The sequence below is a fragment of the Bacillus sp. RC252 genome (assembly GCF_044909215.1).
In the GTDB taxonomy this organism is placed as follows: domain Bacteria; phylum Bacillota; class Bacilli; order Bacillales; family Bacillaceae_G; genus Bacillus_A; species Bacillus_A mycoides.
The window spans coordinates 1-19029 of record NZ_JBIYDV010000017.1; the positions used below are offsets into that span (position 1 = coordinate 1).

Annotated in this window: 24 protein-coding genes and 1 pseudogene; 13 read left to right on the top strand and 12 right to left on the bottom strand. The window is 34.9% G+C overall.

Annotated features, from left to right (window positions below):
- Positions 1 to 893, top strand: an 893-nt coding sequence (locus tag ABH960_RS29565) for a collagen-like protein (RefSeq protein WP_483862330.1), incomplete at its 5' end; no start/stop codon positions are given.
- A 146-nt stretch (positions 894 to 1039) separates the two neighbouring features.
- On the opposite strand, the gene ABH960_RS21520 is transcribed toward ABH960_RS29565, so the two are convergent.
- Both ABH960_RS21520 and ABH960_RS21525 read right to left on the bottom strand, forming a co-directional pair.
- Entirely contained in the window at positions 1040 to 2257 is a 1218-nt protein-coding gene (locus ABH960_RS21520; protein WP_404448353.1) for an ATP-binding protein, read from the bottom strand.
- Between the two features lie 25 nt (positions 2258 to 2282).
- Positions 2283 to 3512 carry an ATP-binding protein gene (locus ABH960_RS21525; protein WP_404448355.1) on the bottom strand — a complete coding sequence of 410 codons (1230 nt, stop codon included), beginning with the start codon at positions 3510 to 3512 and terminating at the stop codon, positions 2283 to 2285.
- Between the two features lie 172 nt (positions 3513 to 3684).
- Between ABH960_RS21525 and ABH960_RS21530 the strand changes: the two genes are divergently transcribed.
- The gene (locus ABH960_RS21530; protein ID WP_404448357.1) at positions 3685 to 5712 is read left to right on the top strand and encodes a catalase; all 2028 of its coding nucleotides are present in this window, start codon (positions 3685 to 3687) and stop codon (positions 5710 to 5712) included.
- 21 nt (positions 5713 to 5733) lie between these two features.
- The gene (locus ABH960_RS21535) at positions 5734 to 6543 is read left to right on the top strand and encodes an alpha/beta fold hydrolase (RefSeq protein ID WP_404448359.1); all 810 of its coding nucleotides are present in this window, start codon (positions 5734 to 5736) and stop codon (positions 6541 to 6543) included.
- A 49-nt stretch (positions 6544 to 6592) separates the two neighbouring features.
- On the opposite strand, the gene ABH960_RS21540 is transcribed toward ABH960_RS21535, so the two are convergent.
- From ABH960_RS21540 to ABH960_RS21560, 5 genes are all read right to left on the bottom strand, one after another.
- Complete coding sequence (locus ABH960_RS21540) at positions 6593 to 6877, bottom strand: ABC transporter permease subunit (RefSeq protein ID WP_313897559.1); 285 nt, start codon at positions 6875 to 6877, stop codon at positions 6593 to 6595.
- Between the two features lie 152 nt (positions 6878 to 7029).
- Positions 7030 to 9096 (bottom strand): LTA synthase family protein, encoded by a 2067-nt coding sequence (locus ABH960_RS21545; protein WP_404448361.1) that lies wholly within the window; start codon positions 9094 to 9096, stop codon positions 7030 to 7032.
- Between the two features lie 184 nt (positions 9097 to 9280).
- Positions 9281 to 9805 carry a YwbE family protein gene (locus ABH960_RS21550; RefSeq protein ID WP_404448363.1) on the bottom strand — a complete coding sequence of 175 codons (525 nt, stop codon included), beginning with the start codon at positions 9803 to 9805 and terminating at the stop codon, positions 9281 to 9283.
- Between the two features lie 193 nt (positions 9806 to 9998).
- Entirely contained in the window at positions 9999 to 10229 is a 231-nt protein-coding gene (locus ABH960_RS21555; protein ID WP_404448365.1) for a hypothetical protein, read from the bottom strand.
- Positions 10230 to 10240: 11 nt separating this feature from the next.
- The gene (locus tag ABH960_RS21560; RefSeq protein WP_002034469.1) at positions 10241 to 10537 is read right to left on the bottom strand and encodes a DUF3986 family protein; all 297 of its coding nucleotides are present in this window, start codon (positions 10535 to 10537) and stop codon (positions 10241 to 10243) included.
- 120 nt (positions 10538 to 10657) lie between these two features.
- Between ABH960_RS21560 and ABH960_RS21565 the strand changes: the two genes are divergently transcribed.
- From ABH960_RS21565 to ABH960_RS21575, 3 genes are read left to right on the top strand one after another with little or no spacing between them, the layout of a single operon-like run.
- Entirely contained in the window at positions 10658 to 11665 is a 1008-nt protein-coding gene (locus ABH960_RS21565; protein ID WP_002089139.1) for an ABC transporter substrate-binding protein, read from the top strand.
- Positions 11666 to 11676: 11 nt separating this feature from the next.
- Positions 11677 to 12441 (top strand): ABC transporter ATP-binding protein, encoded by a 765-nt coding sequence (locus tag ABH960_RS21570; protein ID WP_002034467.1) that lies wholly within the window; start codon positions 11677 to 11679, stop codon positions 12439 to 12441.
- A complete protein-coding gene (locus tag ABH960_RS21575; protein ID WP_002089141.1) occupies positions 12434 to 13240 on the top strand; it encodes an ABC transporter permease in 807 nt (268 codons plus the stop codon). Before ABH960_RS21570 ends, ABH960_RS21575 begins: the two co-directional genes overlap by 8 nt.
- Before the next feature lie 34 nt (positions 13241 to 13274).
- Here the strand turns inward: ABH960_RS21575 and ABH960_RS21580 are convergent, their stop codons facing one another.
- Complete coding sequence (locus ABH960_RS21580) at positions 13275 to 13502, bottom strand: hypothetical protein (protein ID WP_002089142.1); 228 nt, start codon at positions 13500 to 13502, stop codon at positions 13275 to 13277.
- Positions 13503 to 13727: 225 nt separating this feature from the next.
- Positions 13728 to 14846 (bottom strand): recombinase family protein, encoded by a 1119-nt coding sequence (locus ABH960_RS21585; RefSeq protein ID WP_404448368.1) that lies wholly within the window; start codon positions 14844 to 14846, stop codon positions 13728 to 13730.
- 93 nt (positions 14847 to 14939) lie between these two features.
- On the opposite strand from ABH960_RS21585, the gene ABH960_RS21590 reads away from it, so the two are divergent.
- The gene (locus ABH960_RS21590; protein ID WP_404448370.1) at positions 14940 to 15614 is read left to right on the top strand and encodes an HAD family hydrolase; all 675 of its coding nucleotides are present in this window, start codon (positions 14940 to 14942) and stop codon (positions 15612 to 15614) included.
- Between the two features lie 107 nt (positions 15615 to 15721).
- Here ABH960_RS21590 and ABH960_RS21595 read toward each other — a convergent pair whose 3' ends face one another.
- The 3 genes from ABH960_RS21595 to ABH960_RS21605 form a co-directional block, all read right to left on the bottom strand.
- Complete coding sequence (locus ABH960_RS21595; protein WP_113938165.1) at positions 15722 to 16258, bottom strand: DUF3267 domain-containing protein; 537 nt, start codon at positions 16256 to 16258, stop codon at positions 15722 to 15724.
- Positions 16259 to 16371: 113 nt separating this feature from the next.
- A complete protein-coding gene (gene mutTA / locus ABH960_RS21600; RefSeq protein WP_002015736.1) occupies positions 16372 to 16851 on the bottom strand; it encodes an antimutator 8-oxo-(dGTP/GTP)ase in 480 nt (159 codons plus the stop codon).
- Positions 16852 to 16935: 84 nt separating this feature from the next.
- Complete coding sequence (locus ABH960_RS21605; RefSeq protein ID WP_002089150.1) at positions 16936 to 17253, bottom strand: hypothetical protein; 318 nt, start codon at positions 17251 to 17253, stop codon at positions 16936 to 16938.
- 83 nt (positions 17254 to 17336) lie between these two features.
- Here ABH960_RS21605 and ytzI point away from each other — a divergent pair, with 83 nt between their 5' ends.
- The 6 genes and pseudogenes from ytzI (at position 17337) to ABH960_RS21635 (ending at position 19021) form a co-directional block, all read left to right on the top strand.
- Positions 17337 to 17486 carry a YtzI protein gene (ytzI, locus tag ABH960_RS21610; RefSeq protein ID WP_404448373.1) on the top strand — a complete coding sequence of 50 codons (150 nt, stop codon included), beginning with the start codon at positions 17337 to 17339 and terminating at the stop codon, positions 17484 to 17486.
- Positions 17479 to 17709: a DUF3953 domain-containing protein gene (locus ABH960_RS21615; RefSeq protein ID WP_404448453.1), complete on the top strand. Its 231-nt coding sequence runs from the start codon at positions 17479 to 17481 to the stop codon at positions 17707 to 17709. The genes ytzI and ABH960_RS21615 overlap by 8 nt, the downstream gene beginning before the upstream one ends.
- A gap of 13 nt (positions 17710 to 17722) precedes the next feature.
- Positions 17723 to 17953 (top strand): DUF3953 domain-containing protein, encoded by a 231-nt coding sequence (locus ABH960_RS21620; protein WP_002089156.1) that lies wholly within the window; start codon positions 17723 to 17725, stop codon positions 17951 to 17953.
- A gap of 340 nt (positions 17954 to 18293) precedes the next feature.
- A complete protein-coding gene (locus tag ABH960_RS21625; RefSeq protein WP_404448375.1) occupies positions 18294 to 18527 on the top strand; it encodes a hypothetical protein in 234 nt (77 codons plus the stop codon).
- A 29-nt stretch (positions 18528 to 18556) separates the two neighbouring features.
- Positions 18557 to 18779, top strand: a pseudogene (locus ABH960_RS21630) (hypothetical protein).
- 11 nt (positions 18780 to 18790) lie between these two features.
- Entirely contained in the window at positions 18791 to 19021 is a 231-nt protein-coding gene (locus ABH960_RS21635; RefSeq protein WP_404448377.1) for a YczI family protein, read from the top strand.
- The last annotated feature ends 8 nt before the right edge of the window (positions 19022 to 19029 follow it).

Genomic DNA, 19029 nt, shown 5'->3' on the forward strand with positions numbered 1-19029 from the left:
CTGGTTCTACTGGTTCTACTGGTTCTACTGGTTCTACTGGTTCTACTGGTTCTACTGGTTCTACTGGTTCTACTGGTTCTACTGGTTCTACTGGTTCTACTGGTTCTACTGGTTCTACTGGTTCTACTGGTTCTACTGGTTCTACTGGTTCTACTGGTTCTACTGGTTCTACTGGTTCTACTGGTTCTACTGGTTCTACTGGTTCTACTGGTTCTACTGGTTCTACTGGTCCTACTGGTTCTACCGGAAACACCGGTTCTACCGGAGCTACTGGTTCTACCGGAGCTACTGGTCCTACTGGTTCTATCGGAAACACTGGTTCTACTGGTTCCATCGGAAACACCGGTCCTACTGGCAGCATTGGACCGACTGGTATTACTGGACCTACCGGAATCACTGGGCACACCGGTAGCAGTTCAGCAAAAAGCATCCTTTTCCAAGGAACTAACGCTGAGTTTCAACGTATAGCAGGTGCTCCAGCAGTTGATTCCAATATTATTCCTTATGTAATTGCTGGATCTGGAAATATAGCTGGTTTTTCTGCATCTATAAATGTAAATAATTTGCCTATAGAAGTTTATACAATTCAAATCTGCACTAATATCCCAACAAACCTTTCCGCCCCTACCTCTAATCACGTTATATCTACTATTACTTTTACCACTACGGCTAAAATCACTGGAACAATCACATTTACTATTACTCCTTCAGACGTTGGATCACAGCTAGTTCAAGTGTATGACCCTACCCCTTTACCAGGACCTGCCACTGTTATTTGGACTAGTACAACAACTGGAAATCCAGTTTCAAGAGGAGACGCATTATGCCTTTATATTAGCCCTGGGATTACTGACAGTGCTATATACTCTATTTTTCTAATTACCTCTATTTAAACTGTACTCTATAGAAAAAGCTTTAATCAGTAGGGGATCCCTTCCCTACTGATTATTGGTTGAACCAATTGGATCTTAACGCAAGATAAATTAAAAAACATCACTTTTGATTAAGTGATGTTTTCTATTTATCTCTTACACTATCATTAAATCGGCAACATAATCTCAACAGTCGTTCCAACTCCAACTTCACTTTCAAAGTTCAATTTACCGTGGTGATCTTTAATAATTTTTTCCGTAACTACTAATCCTAAGCCTGTTCCAGTTTCTTTCGTTGTGTAAAAGGCTTCATTTAGCTTCGGAATTTTATCTTTCGGAATGCCGCATCCCTCATCTATAATTTGAACAATGATCACATCTTCCACTATAACTTTTACAGTAATAGTTCCGCCAACTGACATTGCTTCAATCGCATTTTTTATTAAATTAAAAAATACTTGTTTCAATCGTTTTTCATCACATGTAATTGAAGGTATATCTTTACTATAAATAGCATGCATTTTTATCCCTTGTTCTAAAGCTGGCTTTTCCATAACCCTGATAACATAAGAGATGATTTCTTTAATATTATGCGTTTCAGATTCTACCGATTTAGATTTCTCAAACCCATTTAGTTCTGTAGCAATTGTATGAATTCGCTCTACTTCCTGTCTCATAATTTCACTATAAATTTTATCTTCTGGATATTTTTTCGCTTGCTTATTCACAAGTTTTTTCAATTTTTCTAACGGTCTTCTAATCTTATCGCCAATTACTGTCGCCATTTTCCCAACCATTGCTAATTTTTCTACATTTCGTATTTCTTTATCCATCATTTCAAGTGTACGAACGTAAGATTGGAATCTTAAAAATATAATCCAACATATAATAACAAACACGCTATATAATGCTATGGGGATAAGAACAATAAAGGATTGAACAACGAATCCCATAAGTGCATATTTTCCAACAATAGTTCCGGCAACTAACCAAAAGTACCTCTTATTCACAAATATCGGTGCAAATAAAATAAAGAATCCTTCTACTATATTCCCGCCATCAAATTCCGCATCACCTCCATAATAAATAATGAAGTTATTAATAAAATCCAATATATTATAGCCAATTAAAATAATATACTTCACAATATACGGCTTTTTCCATTTCATAAAATAAAGTCCTATAAAGAATAATCCAACCATCAAACTATATAGCCATAAACCTAATCCTTCTCCAAAAGCATCTGCTAGTTTTTGATTTTTATCTGATAAAAGGACAATAGCTTTTTCAGCAAAATCATACGCAAAAAATATAACGAAGAATAAGCTTAAAAATATTATTAATGCCTTTATCTCTTCTTTTTCAAATATATTGCCTTTTTCCATATGATAACTCCTTTAACAACACCTCTTAATCTTGTGTCACATTGCGCTCACATTTTTTCGGGAGCAGTATTTCTACTCTCGTTCCTTTCTTTACTTCACTAGAAATGTGTAATTCTCCAAGATGCTCTGTCACAATTCGCTCTGCTACCGTAAGACCTAATCCAATTCTATCTTGCTTCGTTGTATAAAAAGCATCCTTAACTCGTCCTAAATTATCCTTTTTTATCCCAAAACCACTATCTACTATACTTACTATTACATAATCTCTTTTTTTATTTTCAACTTGTATTTTTAATATTCCGCCATGTTCCATTGCCTCTAAAGCATTTTTAATAACATACAAAAATACTCCTTTTAATTTGCGTTTATCACATTCAATTTCACTTCTATTTTGCTCTTCATTAAAGGTGTAATTTATATTTAACTCGTTCATTTTTCCGCGCATGTTTTCTACCGCTTGTACTAAAACATCACTTACAATGTGTTTTTCATAAACAGAAGGTTTACATGTAGCAACCTCCATTAATTCACTAATCATATTATTCATATTTTCGATTTCGAGAATCATTTGTTCATATGTTGCATCTTTTTCGTGTTTCTCTTTTTGTAATTGTGTAAACCCTTTTAATGAAGCAAGTGGGTTTTTAATTTCATGTCCGACTGTCGCTGCCATTTTTCCGATAACCGCCAATTTTTGTGACTGACTTGCCTCTGCAATACGTCCCTTTACTGCTGAAAGATATTGTAAAAATCGATTTAAAATAATAAATGACACGAAAAGTAACACCATATTTATAACAAGAGACATAAACAGGTTAAGTTCTCCAAATACAAATAGGTATATCATATATTTCCCTATAAGGAATGGCGCTAGGACAAATAAATATCTTTTACTCAAAAAGATCGGCACGAAGAAAATGAAAATATATTCAATTACATTCCCTTCATCAAATGCTATTGTATTATGAAAAGCATACCATCCAATATTAAAAGTCTCTGCGATCATGTATGCAAATAAATATGTATATTTAACTAAATATGCTTTTTCTCTCTCAAATAAGTAAACACTAATACCTAATATAGCCATAATATATGCAAGCTTCCATATCCCTTTATGCCAATTTCCTAAAGGCATTGTATCTTCTAATATAATCGCGTATGCAACCTCGTATACAATTAAAATAACATGTATTACCCATAAGAAAATCTTAGCGTTTTTCTTTTCTTCTTTAGCTGATAGAAAACTCTCTTCCACTTCAACACCCCTTCAAAAGAATACCATTTATTATAATAAATGATTTCCATAGACAAACAAAGATAAATTGAACAAATGAGGAAAATAAATCCATAGATAATATACTTCCCCACACCATATGTAAGCATAAAAACCATGAACAATAATACGTATAATATGGGAGGTGCTTTATATGGACGGTCGTGAAAATAAGAAGATAGAACAGTTACAATCCTTTACGAAAAACAATGAAGGAAAAGAGATGACAACGAATACGGGTGTCAAAATTTCAAATGATGAAAACTCTTTAACCGCCGGCGATCGTGGTCCTACACTTTTAGAAGATTTCCTGATGCGAGAAAAGCTCGCTCATTTTGACCGTGAACGAATTCCTGAAAGAGTCGTTCATGCCCGCGGTTACGGAGCACATGGTGTTTTTGAGCTATATGATTCTTTAGAAGACTTAACAATGGCTCATTTTTTACAAGACCCATCTAAAAAGACACCTATTTTTATTCGTTTTTCTGAAGTTGCTGGATCAAAAGGTGCAAATGAAACGAACCGAGATGTACGAGGATTCGCTGTTAAGTTTTATACAGAGGAAGGAAATTTCGATTTAGTGGGTAATAACATTCCGATTTTCTTCATTCAAGATGGTATTAAATTTCCGGATCTTATTCATGCCCTTAAACCAGAGCCACATAATGAGATTCCCCAAGGACAAACAGCACACGATACTTTTTGGGACTTTATCGCCAATAATCAAGAATCAGCTGCGATGATGATGTGGATTATGTCGGATCGCGCAATTCCGAGAAGTTTTCGAATGATGCAAGGGTTCGGCGTTCATACATTTCGTTTAGTTAATAAACATGGAAAGTCACGATTCGTAAAATTCCACTGGAAGCCAAAGCTTGGCGTTCACTCGTTAATTTGGGATGAAGCTCAAAAACTAGGCGGCGCTGATCCAGATTATCATCGCCGTGATTTATGGGAAAATATTAATGCTGGAAACTACCCTGAGTACGAACTTGGCGTGCAAATTTTAGAAGAAGAGGACGAATTTAAATACGATTTCGATATATTAGATGCAACGAAAATTTGGCCGGAAGAAGACTTCCCTGTTAAAATCATCGGAAAAATGACGTTAAATCGGAACGTTGATAACGTATTTGCGGAAACAGAACAAGTCGCACTGCACCCTGGAAGCATCGTCCGCGGTATCGATTTTACAAATGATCCTCTCTTACAAGGTAGACTATTTTCTTATACAGATACACAATTAGCACGCGTCGGTACAAACTATCAAGAGTTACCGATTAATCGTCCAGTATGTCCTTTTCATAACAATCAAAGAGATGGTGCGTCTAAATATATAATTGATAAAGGAAAAGTCGCTTACCATAATAACTCTTTAGCTAATAACTCTCCCTTTACTGTACCTGGTACGAAAGGCGGTTTCGTTACATATCCTTCTACTGTTTCTGGACATAAAACAAGAGAAACAGCCGCTAGTTTTAAAGACCATTTCTCACAAGCCCGTTTATTTTGGAATAGTATGAGCCACGTCGAAAAAATCCATATTATGCAGGCCTTTTCCTTTGAATTAGGAAAAGTAAAAAGTAAATCAGTTCGCCAACAAGTCGTAGGTATGATTGGTCATATAAGTACAGAATTAGCTACTTTAGTAGCTGAAGCAGTCGGGGCAACAGTGCCAAATGTTCAAGAATCAAATGTTACAAAATCCTCACCAGCACTAAGTATGGAACATACAACATTCAGCCCAAATACATTACGAGTAGGCGTCATTGTCGCAAACGGATATGACGGTCAAAACGCACAATATATTATAAATCAATTCAAACAAGCCGGTCTTCAGCCCGTTATTATTTCCGAACAATTAGGTTTTGTGCAAGGCTCTCAAAATGGACAGTGGGAAGTGAATGATACTTTCTTAACAGGGTCACCACTTCTTTATGATGGGCTACTTCTTATTGGCGGAAATATTAATGATCATTTTCTTAACAAGGCAAGTTCATTCGTCGTAGAATCGTATAATCACTTTAAGCCAATTGGCGCTTTCCAAAATGGAACTACTATTGTTCAATCTTTAAACATCGAAGGAAAACCTGGCGTTATAACAGAACAAAACCCTACCTTACTTGCAAATGAATTTATTCAGGCAATGACAAAACAGCGATTTTGGGAAAGAGCCTATTAAAATGCATGAGGAGGATACATCATGTTCGTTACAGTTGAAAAAGATGTACACATTTTTGTTGAGGATATTAACCCAGGCCCTGGAAGTAAACCTGTCTTCTTCATTCATGGCTGGCCTTTAAATCATCAAATGTACCAATATCAATTTAATATCTTACCACAACATGGTTTCCGCTGCATCGCCATGGATATACGAGGAAACGGACAGTCTGATAAACCATGGACTGGTTACACTTATGATCGTTTAGCTGATGATATCGCAATTGTATTAGAAGCACTTCAAATAGAAAATGCTACGTTAGTCGGCTTCTCAGTCGGTGGCGCTCTCTCTATTCGGTATATGTCACGATATGATGGGCGTCGTATTTCCAAACTTGCATTAGTGGATGCTGTCTCTCCTTCTTTCGTGAAAAACCAAGAATCCCCTTACGGCGTACCGAAAGAACAAGCAGATGCTCTTATTAATCAAATGTATGTAAATTTACCTAAGTTTCTAAGTGATGTATCTTTATCATTTTTTAATAGAAACTTAGGAGCGGCTACACTAGAATGGTTTTCTTATCTCGGTATGCAATCCGCTTCATACGCTCTCATCAAAATTTTGCAAGCAGCCGCGAACGAAGACGTAACGAAAGATTTAAGTAAAATTAACGTTCCAACAAAAATATTCCACGGCGTGCACGACCAACTCATCCCTTATAAAAGTGCTGAGCTAACAAAAGAGCGAATTAAAAATTCTGAACTATATCCTCTTACAAATAGTGGCCACGGCTCTCCAATCGATCAAGCGGATGAATTAAATAAGGAACTGATAAAATTTTTAAATTCATAGTTCCTTTACAGTAAAAAAAGAATTTGCCCTTACGGCAAATTCTTTTTTCTTAACTACCTTTTGCACGAGCAAATTCCACATATGGCTTATTCTTCTCTTCCATTAAAAATAAAACGATAATGCGGAAAAAATGAAGAGTTGGAACAATCGTCATACAAAGAATCGGTAAGACATATGCACGTTCATCATTAAACGCATAAATAGTAACGAAGCGATATCCTGTCTGTTTATAAATCCATACAACAAATAATTGCAAACTAAAAATTAATAACAAATCTGGAACTGATTCTATTAAAATTAAACAAATTGTCCAATTATATACTAGATGAAAAATTCACACACTTCTCACAAATCAATTATTAAAACGACTCTATTTTAATTTATACTAAATGTACAAGTAATACTCCCTAAACCTAGCTTGTCTGGTTATCCCGTTAAATACTATGAAAAAAGAACTTGTATCGTATACAAGTTCTTTTTTGTCGCCTATTTAAATAATATATCCTTACTATATTGCTTTCCGATGAGTAAGTCATATTGAATAAACTCATATTGCTTTAACATTTCTTTTTGTTTTTCTGTTAAACTTTTTATTGCTTCTCCGTCTTTTCCTATCTTCAATTCATCACGAAGTACGGGAATTTCTCCATATAACTTCGATAAAAATTGATAGAACGGTACCTTATTTAATCCAGCATAATCAAAGACAAGATTTGAAAAATAGATTGGACTTACTAAACCTAAATTGTCATTTGGCATATCAAAATTTGCATACATTAATAACGGCGTTTGCGCCATCGCTAATCGTTCACTTGGCGTTTTTTCATTCGTTATATAACCAGTCTCTTTATAAAGAGATTTATTTGTTCCTAGTGATGGGAGATGGTCCCCAAAGAATACTAATAATGTAGGTCTATCTAAATTATCTAGCTCCTCTATTAAATATTGAAGAGCTTCATCTGAACGTCTTAAACCTTCTGTATAAGTCTCTAATTCAGCCTTCGATTCTTCATTCTCTAAACCACTAATCTCTATTTGATTTTCGCCAAATCTTCCTTCTGTAAATGGAAAATGATTTTGCATTGTAACCGCATGAATAAAAGTAGGTTTCTTTTGCTTCTCTAATTCAGCTATTATCTCTTTACTCATAGATAAATCGCTAATATAATCTCCATCAACTTCTACATTTTCCATCGTATCTTGTGCATTAAACTTATCAAACCCTAACACTTTATATACGTCATCCCGTTTAAAGAATGAGCGACCGAACGAATGAATTGCACTTGTATAATACCCTTCTTTTTTCAAAGCTCGAGGAATTGATGGAATTTCTTTCTTATTTGTAACAACTTGCTGATACGGTATAGATCCTGGTTTTAACAAACTCATTGAATAACTCGTTAATACCTCAAATTCAACGTTTGCAGTATTTCCTCCAAATGCAGGAGAAATAGTTTGTCCACCCGGAAAACTTTCTATATAATGATGTAAATTCGGTAAAGGATCTTCACTAAAGGACAGGTTCGTTAACTTCGTTGGATCCCAAAACGATTCACTCATTACAAAAATAATATTCGGTTTCTCTTTTTGCTTCTGCGTCCCTATATTGCTACTATATTGTTTCTTTATATCGTTTGCTATTTGAAGCATACTTTCTTTTGAATACTCTTTCGGCTTTTCAATAACTGTTGTATCTAGATTACTTATAAAGCCTAACACAAAACCGTTCGAAGCATAATTTTCATTTTGATTCCACAAAACGAACTCTATACCTGACTTTTGAAACCATTTATTCATAAACGTATTCGTAAAATTACCATACACATATAAAATAAAAACGGATCCTATTATAAATAGTACTCGTACGCCTGCATGAACTTTTACATTTTGAATATACTTCCTCACATACATACCCGCCAAAATACAGACAACAACACTTACAATAACGAGAAGAATATAACCCCAACTAAAATAATCCATCACCATTGGTATAACAGATTGCATATGTCCAATCTGTGTAAAATCAGAAGGATATAGTGGGTCTCCCCTAAAAACAATTTTGAAGTGATTTACAATAGCCAAAATGATTAGCAAAATGCTTGTCAAAATAGTACTCAAAAAAACTTTCCCAAGTACGTTATACACCAAAACATATATCGCATAAATTACAATTAAACTAAATATAAACTGTGCGTTATAATTGTAAATCCAATTCAGTGTATTTACGAGATTCATATTATTTTGCATAAAAATAAAAAGCAAAGTAACCACATGCGCTACTAAAAACATTCTAATATAAATCCTAATAATCCGTTTAAATTTATTAACAATATCTTTATTCAAATGCGCAACATACAATAGTACAATCCACATCAAAATTGTCATTATACTTAAGACAATTTTTTGATTTAACATATCTTTCATCGTATCTAAACTAAAATATTTTAAAATCAAGAAAAGTGTGGGTATTACATATAGGGTTACTAGGCCACTTAACATCGCTGAAATTAATATACTTCTTCTTGGCTGATGAAATGAAAAATTACACCTCAATTCATTCCCTCTTTTCTGTTTATTAATTTCACCCCGCACCGTAATAAAATATTACTTATATAAACATAACATATTATGTACACAACGTCTTCTCATGTACACCCTCCGTATAATGTCATCTGTTACCTCTTGTACATACCGAATAGAAAAAAGAGATTTCCTAAGAAAGGAAATCTCTTTTTCACTACCCAACACTTTGAACACGGCCAATTTGTCCATCTTGTAATCGAACTTTAATTCCGTACGTGTGTGTTTCTGTGTTTGTTAAAATATCTTTCACAACACCACTCACTGTTTTACTATAATCTTTATCCAATTGAATAACTACATGTGAACCAACCGAAATTTGTGATCTTGTCGGTTTCCCACCTGTTGCTTGTGTTGTTTTTTCTTGTTTTGCAGACTGTTGTTGCTGTGCTTTCTGTTGCTCTTGTATCTTTCTTTGTTCCTCTTGCTTATGCTTCTCTTCTTCTATTCTTTGTTGCTCTTCTTGCTTACGTTTTTCTTCCTCTACTTTTTGCTGCTCTTCTTGCTTACGTTTTTCTTCCTCTGCTTTTTGCTGCTCTTCTATCTTCTTACCTTCTTCAACTTTCTTCTCATCTATTTTCTGTTCTTCCGCTGCTTTCAGCTTTTCCTCTTCATCTTTACAAGCTGTTAAAACAACTACACATAAGCCCGTAAGTAAAAATAATAATAATTTTTTTAACATTAAAAAATCCTCCTATATATACATTACAAATAATGACCTTTAATAGAATAACAAATGTGTATGAATCCCCTTGTCGTAATTTGTCGTATACATTGGATTTTCCATGTAACACTACATGCTCCAAATAGAGAAGAACCTGTCATGTGACAGGTTCTTCTCGTTATTTATTAGGATACGATGATTAGCATGTTTACTATACAAGAGGAAGCATCCATAGTTTCCATATGATACACACGATTACTATAAAGATAAAATCAAAAAAATCTAATCTCGGACCCTTTTTCATAGTCATATCTAACCACATATGAACCAATTTCAATCTTTTGTATTTATGAATATTTTTCTTTGCAAATCGGTAAATGAGCACTTGCATAATAAGAGATCCGACTACAAAAATAAACAATAAGATGAGAAATTCAACCACGAAATTCTTCCCTATTTTTGAAGCGTTCTTTCTACTATATGGTTCTTCAAAACCCACTCTTCAAACTGAGCACTTCCAAATTCCCAGCTCAAATCACGAGCATGTACAGAAAAAACGTAATAACCAGCATATTCGTCCATAAACCGACCTGTCTCTATCTCCTCTTTCTGAAGACCGTATACTCCAAAATTAAAATACACATCCCACACGTCTTCATGCTTCCTCTTATAAGCAATCGATTCCATATCACATTCAGTTCCGAAATAATCAAGATGTAAATGTACGCTATCATCGTATTCGTAATCCATTTTATCACCCCTTATATTTGTACTTCTTTACTACCCAAAAAATTCCTGCTATATATACTCACATATGGGCACTTACCTACATATTATGCTTGTAGATTGACTTCTAGGAGGTGTCATATAGTGAAAAAATTAATAACCGTTTTTTGCATCATGTTACTAGCTGTTTTCACATTCGCTGCTTGTAGTAGTACAAAGGAAAGTACGAAAGAACAAGCTCAAAAAATTCGCGTTGGCGAAGTTACACACTCTCTTTTCTACGCACCATTATATGTTGGAATTGAAAAAGGATTTTTTAAAGATGAAGGCTTAAATATTGACTTACAAACAACAGCTGGCGGAGATAAAACGATGACCACCCTTTTATCTGGTGGAATTGATATTGCTCTCGTTGGTTCAGAAACGTCTATTTATGTTCATCAACAAGGAGCAAAAGATCCTGTCATTAATTTTGCGCAGCTTACACAAACAGATGGCACATTTTTAGTTTCCCGTAAAAAATTAGACTCTTTTAATTGGAACGACGTAAAAGGCGTTACGTTTTTAGGACAGCGTAAAGGCGGCATGCCGCAAATGGTTGGTGAATACGTTTTAAAGAAAAATGGCATTGACCCTCGCAAAGATACGAACTTAATTCAAAATATCGAGTTTGCTAATATTGCAAATGCCTTTGCATCTGGTACGGGAGAATTTGTACAGCTCTTTGAACCGACTGCAAGTATACTTGAAAAGGAAGGAAAAGGTTATATCGTCGCGTCTTTCGGAGCTGAATCTGGTACTGTTCCTTATACAACGTTTATGGCAAAAGAAAGTTTCTTAAAGAAAGATAAAGCTGCTGCAGAAAAATTCACGCGCGCACTATATAAAGCGCAGCAATGGGTTGATACACATAGTCCAGAAGAGATTGCCGATGCCGTTTCACCACTATTTAAAGACACTTCAAAAGACATTTCAGTAAAAGTAATTGAGCGCTACAAAAAACAACATTCTTATGCGACAAATCCATTATTAGATGATGCAGAATGGAAACAACTCCAAACGATTATGAAAGAATCTGGTGAATTACAAAAAGAAGTTCCACATGAAGCGCTCGTCAATACAAAAATTGCCGAAAGCGTTATTAAGAAATAGAGGCGAAGTGTATGAGCTTTTTACAAATACGTAACGTTTCTCACTGCTTTTTTGCAAAAGAAAATGCCAAACTTATTCTTGAAGATATGAGTTTGCAAGTAGAAGAAGGCGAATTTATTTCAATCCTTGGTCCAAGTGGTTGCGGAAAAACAACGCTCCTCTCCATCATCGCAGGTCTACTCGATCCAATTGAAGGTATCGTATTTTTAGATGGTGAACCGATTACAACTAAGACCCCCTCTATGGGCTATATGCTCCAGCAAGATTACTTGTTTCCGTGGAAAACAATTGAAGAAAATATTATGCTCGGACTTCATATTCGGAAGGTTTATGATGAAAATACGAAAGAACATACATTAAAGCTTTTAAAACAAGTCGGCCTATATGATATAGAACAGCAATACCCTCGTGAACTATCCGGTGGTATGCGCCAACGTGCTGCACTCGTTCGAACATTAGCGACCGACCCAAAAATTTTATTGTTAGATGAACCATTTTCCGCTCTTGATTATCAAACAAAATTAAAACTAGAAGATCTCGTCTTCACATTACTACGTAACTATAAGAAAACATCCCTACTTGTGACACATGATATTGAAGAAGCAATTGCGATGAGTGATCGTATTTATTTGCTGCAGGCGAACCCTGGAAAAATTGCAAAAACATTCATCGTCCCAGAAAGTATCCGTTCCTTATCGCCGTTAGAAGCACGCCACCACCATGACTTCCCATCCCTCTTCCAAGAAATATGGAAGGAGCTGGAACGACTTGGATAATATAAAACAACTACATGAACAGTTTCGAAAAAAAGAAAGACAACATGCATGGTTAGCTCGCTCTTTACAACTTGTACTTCTTGTTCTTTTCTTTGCACTATGGGAAATAGCTAGTAAAAAAGAATGGATTGATCCTTTACTCTTTAGCTCTCCTTCAAGTATTTGGGATCTCTTTTTAACGAAATGGATTGACGGTTCACTTTGGGTCCACATATGGACGACATTACTTGAAACAGGAGTAGGCTTCATTCTCGGAACTATACTCGGAGCTATTATTGCTACTCTCCTTTGGTGGATGCCACTTTTGGCCCGCGTACTTGATCCTTATCTCGTCGTCCTAAATGCAATGCCAAAAGTTGCACTCGGTCCAATCATCATTGTTATTTTCGGTCCAAATATTTCATCCTCTATCGCAATGGGGGTAATCATCTCCATCATCATTACCATTCTCGTTATTTACAGCGCATTTCAAGAAGTCGATTCCAACTATATTAAGGTCATGGACACATTTGGCGCAAATAAATGGCAATGCTATAAGCACGTTATTCTCCCTTCATCTTTCCCTGCAATTATTTCAACGTTAAAAGTGAATGTTGGCTTATCATGGGTCGGTGTTATTTTCGGGGAACTCCTCGTTTCTAAACAAGGGCTCGGCTATTTAATTAGCTACGGATTCCAAGTCTTTAACTTCACACTCGTCTTACTCAGTGTATTGCTCACTTGTGTCCTCGCAACTCTTATGTATGTATTTGTCGAGGCATTTGAAAAACTCCTTATTGGAAAACGAAAAAAAAGCTGACTTAGAGCGATACGCTAGAGTCAGCTTCTTTCTTCTACCTTTTATCACACATTTTCGAATCATCTGTAACATTCCCATTAGCAACCGTAACTGTATGGAAACAATCTTTCACACGCACCGTAACGACATTATCTTTTCGATCAATAATATGATAATCATTAAACTCTTTATTTAATGCACTACGAATTTGCTCCCCTTCAAAAATCGGAAAACCGTGAGACATTACCCAAATGAGACCAGCAACAGCAAGAATCGTTTTCATACGTTTCATTACCTCCTCGAGAGTAAACTTATAGCCCCTATACTATGCGCATTATAATTGTGTCTAATTTGTGACGTTTTTATACTAATTCTATTTTAATGATTCAGTTCCTTCTTCTTTTTAAAAAAAGACAGAATTTTCAATTTTATAAACGTAAAGAAACGCAAAGAACTATAATTCTTCACGTTTTCCCTTGGCTAAAATATATCGAACACATAATTCGCATTAATGTCCACTTGGTTGTTCCATCGTTTTCGAAACATCATATAATCCCACTAACACTTCCGCTCTCATTTTTACAAGCTCGGGGAATTGATAGAAGAAGGCAATTTTTTTATATTTTAATTCTGTTCCTTCTTTCACCTTTTTTGAATCTTGTAAAATAAACGCTGTAAATGTATCCGCGATATCTTCCGCTACATTTGTCGTTCCATACAGTGAAACAAACTCACCATGCTTTTCCTTAAAAAATTCAATTTGAGCTTCTTCGCTTTCTTCCACTTTCTTTTCTGTCCACTCCTGGTCAATTGGTTTCCAGAAAGAATTATAAAATTGATTTATATAAGAGCTCTCCTTCGCACATCCTTCTTGTAAGAAAAGAGATTTACATTTATTTTGGTATGATGAAATATCTTTATCTTCTTCAAAAGCCTTTAAGTACTTTTCATTTACTGGTATTTGTTTATGTCCCAGTGTCAATACGTGAGCCGTCTCATGTATTAATGTTTTCATCACTTGATCGATATTTACTGCAGAATCAAGCGTATCTAAACTAATGGTCCACTCTTTCGGATACTCCATACTCGGCATAACATGAGCCACAATTCCATCGTATCCATCTGTTACCATATCAAACTCTTTTATGTCAGTGCGATACTTAGCAGGAATAAGCGTGCTATACATCTCCCATAACGATTCATGATAATCCCTATCTTGACGTTGCTTTAATACTTCTTCTTTCGCGTCCTTATCCTCCGCAAAAGCCTTATTCAATCGTTTGCGATCTAGTTTATCGAAATAAGGATCTACAATTTCATCACCATCAATATAATAAGAAGCTAAAAAGAAATAATTTTCATCATCCTTTTTTTTCATTTCTGCTTCTTTCATATCGTTACTTGAATGTCCTTCTAAATCATAATCCTCTAGTACTTCAAGTTCTGAAAGTCCATCTATCTTTTTATATACTTTTTGAAGTGTTTTATCACCTATTTGTGTGCATTCTTCTGTCGTTTCGCACACATCTTTTTTCTCTCTTTTCGAAGTTTGCTCCGACATATCACATCCAGCTACTAAGCCCGTTGAAATCATAAAACACACTAACTTGCCATACAGTTTCTTCATACGCACCTCCATTATTCCATTCTACAAAAATATCATAATCATTTTTTAACGAATATGCGATAATTAATTATAAAAACTGTATGGAGGTTTCCCATGATTCGAGCAATCTTATTTGACTTAGATGGAACACTATTAGATCGTCGCCAATCTCTAGAGCAATTTATTCGTGATCAATATAATCGCTTCGCCTTTCATTTGATAAACATAGAAAAATTCGAGTACTGCTCTCGTTTTCTCGAACTCGACAATAATGGTTACACATGGAAAGATAAGGTATATTCCACTCTCCTTTGCGAATACAACATTACCACTTTAACGCAAGAGCAACTGCTGCACGACTACATTACAAACTTCCAACATCATTGTATTCCTTTCCAAAACATGCATGAATTACTTCAACAACTAACTCAGCAAAACATTAAAATCGGTATTATTACAAACGGCTTTACTGATTTTCAAATGAACAACCTTCGAGCACTAAACATACATACGTATACAAACACGATTCTTGTTTCAGAAGCGGAAGGAATTAAAAAGCCTCACCCTGAGATTTTCGAACGTGCTTTACAAAAGCTAAACGTAAAAGCAGAAGAATGCCTTTACGTTGGAGACCATCCAGAAAATGATGTGCTTGGTTCTGAACAAGTAGGGATTCTTGGCGTTTGGAAGAGAGATTTATTTTGGGGTGACTTTGAACATTCACGTGTGGTGGATGATTTGTTAGAAGTGCTTTCGTTTTTAGGAGCGGAGAGAAAAACAAGACGATAGTAAATGAAATTTCACTTTATCAGCGATTCGCCAAGGAACATCGGCTTACCGACAAAAGCTGACAAACAAAAAGAGGCCATTTTTCAAAAACGCCTCCTCTTCCTTTATTATTCATATACTGTAAACTGCGGTTTACTCGGATGATCTTTAACTAGCGCATCATCTGGAAACTTTGAAACTTTTTTATATAAAGCAATGTCACCGATACAACCTGCTGTTAGTAGAATCCCTAAAAATGAGAGTGGCTCCAGATTCATAGCTAATCCCAATACAATTGGTAAAATTCCAGTTGGTAAAAACGGAAGCATTAACACTGTCTTCATTTGCTTTACTGTAATCACCTGTTTAGAATGAGCATATGCAGCACCTAATTTCCAATTGACGCCCCATTTTAGTTCACTCCACGGAACACCTCCGATATAGCGAAATCCAATTAAATGTATTGCCTCATGAATACAAACGAGAATAATCATTCCAATAATCAAAAGAAACATAATCGGCAATGTAATTTCAATTTGAAACTCGCCTGAAAAAAGCGCATGTAAAAAACTAATTCCAAATGCCAAAACAAATATTATAAGAAATGCATAGAAATTTAATTTAACCATCGAAACCGCAACAGTCGTTTCTTTTCTTTTATCCATCTTTCCCCCTCCTAAAACGTAAATACACCTTTACAAAATTGTATAATATACCCAAAATAAATGTAAAGATATATTTACATTTATTTTGAACACAAAAAAAGAAACCGGCCACTTTACTTCGTAAAACAGCCGATTTCTTCTATATGTTTCATCGTACGCGCTAATACATCATCGCGCATAATAAAGCTAAATTTTCTATCAGTTTTAATATTATCAGGAATGTCTTTTAATAACACAGACCCTTTCGTTTCTTCGTAATGCGTATGTTGCTCTACCGCACTAATTGTTGCAAAATAAATGTTTTTAATGATTATTTTGTCTTTTCCGGATACTTTGTATTGCCCTAAGTAAGTTAAATCAGAAACTATGCCGCCGGTTTCCTCATGAACTTCTCGAACTGCCGCTTCTTCCGGTGTTTCCCCGAGTTCTACTTTACCACCTGGAAATTCAAGACCACGGCGTAAATGATGCGTTAATAACCATTGATCCCCGTACCGGCATACAACCCAAACATGCTTTGGCTCAGGAGAAAATGGGTAACGTTCAAACGATAATTGTACAGTGTTGTGGTAATAATCTTTAAATTTGTACATGCCATTACTCCCCTATTGATGATTACAAGTTTTTCCTACCACAAATTGTAGCATATTCTCGCTTTTCTGCATAATATTATCCAATTACAATCCATTGATTATTCCCATTTGTGCGACTAATTCTTTCGTTTCATGATTCCCTAGATCATAAATCATTTTATATGCTTTTTGTAGTTGTTCATCATATCGATCATTATTCGAATCGTGATGATACTCAACGAATGGAACGTGGGAGCGTACATACGAACCTAAGTCCTCTTCATACGCTTGATCAAAATACTCTCTTAACTCCGTAATCTCTTCGTCATTTGCATAAATTTCAAAATTATACGTATCCGCCGTCTTCACTTGCGAAATTTGACCATTTCCAACTGATATATAATATGTTTTTTTATTCTCCATGTAACACCCTTCTTTCATCCTTTTAATTTCTATTGTTTTCATCAATTACAAAATTATGTAAAATAAAGAAAAGGAGGGATTTCATGCTCAAAATATTAATTATCGGCATTATAATCGTACTGATCGTATTAGTACTCTCCGTTATGACGATTAATAAAGGCTATTCTTACAAACATTCGATTGATAAACCAGAAAATAACCCTTATACAAAAAACAGTAAAGAGCATTCATAATATACTACGCATTTTAATCGCACTCAGTGTCATCATCATATCCGCTATTAGTTTACTGACAGGTCAAAATAACTTTCTACCACTTTCACAATTTCTATTAGGAGCTTTAATGTTTCTCATCTCAATTGAGCAAATAAAAAAGAAGGATTCAGGAACCGGATTTATTTGCATTGTTGCTGGAGCTTTCATTTGGCTTGTTTTTATCATTACCTACATAAAATAGAGGAGGGTCTTTTATGCTGAAAGGATTACGGATTACTTTATCACTTATTGCTTTATCTATAGCAATCTATAGCTTTTTTACTGGTAATAGGGAAATCATGCCTTATATGTTCATCTTTTTAGGGGGGATGGCTTTCATTATTAGTATAGAGGAAATCTTAAAACAGCAAAAAGGTGGTAGCATACTTGCTCTGTTAGCAGGAGCTGTTGCTTTATTTCTTGGCTTCTCAGAAATATTTCGATAAATAGTCTCTTTAAAGGAGGAATTCGATGCTAACTGGAATACGCTATTTTTTCATGCTTCTCACAATCTCTCTTTGCACTTATTGTCTTGCTACCAATAATTTCACACTTCTCCCATACATGCAATTTGCTCTCAGTTGTTTCTTTATTCTTCTAGGAATTAATGAACTGAAATCCGGAAGAAAATCAATGGGTATCTCGCATTTTTTCGTTTCTATTCTTATGCTCTTCATTGTAATATCGAACTACCTTCGTTACATGTAGAATGAAACTTTAAATACCAACTACGAACTGTTATTACATTGAAGGCTAATTTAAAACTACAAGAAGATAGGTGGTATTATGCTAAAAACATTTCGCATCATATCCGCTCTTATTGTCATCTCTCTCGCTCTATATGGAATATCTACAAACCCGCTTGTTACGATGCCCTATATTCTTATTGCCTTATCTATTATGACTTTCATCATGAGCGCAGAAGAAAAACAGAAAGGAAAGAAAGTACATAGTACACTCTCCTTCTTTTCTGGCGTATTTACTTTAATCGTCGCTATTATAATTATTATCTCCAGGTAACTAACTCTTTCTACTTAAAAGGGGCTAAAATGCACATAAAACAAATACAACTAATCATCGTTTTTATTACTTTGATTCTATGTTTATACAGTACATTTACAATGCCATACAAATCTTTTCACCTACCATTTGTATGGCATTTTAGTAGGAATTGAGATGATTCAAAAGCAGTAAAAGCAAATTGGAGCTATTAGCATCGGTTTAAGTATGTTTACCATTATTTTTGTCATTCCATTTATACTGTTCTTCTAAAGGAGGATTTCATGTTAAAAAACTTTCGAATTATAATAGCTACTATTACCCTCATTCTCGCTCTACTTAACCTCTTTGCAAATCTCCCTATGCTTTTACCATTCGTATTTATCCTTTTAAGTATTATGTTTATCCTTTTTGGAATTGATGAAATAAAAGAGCAGCAAAAAGCAAAAGCATTTGTTTATTTTCTCGGTTCTGTCTTTATTTTATATGTTGGAGTGTCTAGTATACTTTCATAAAAGAAGAG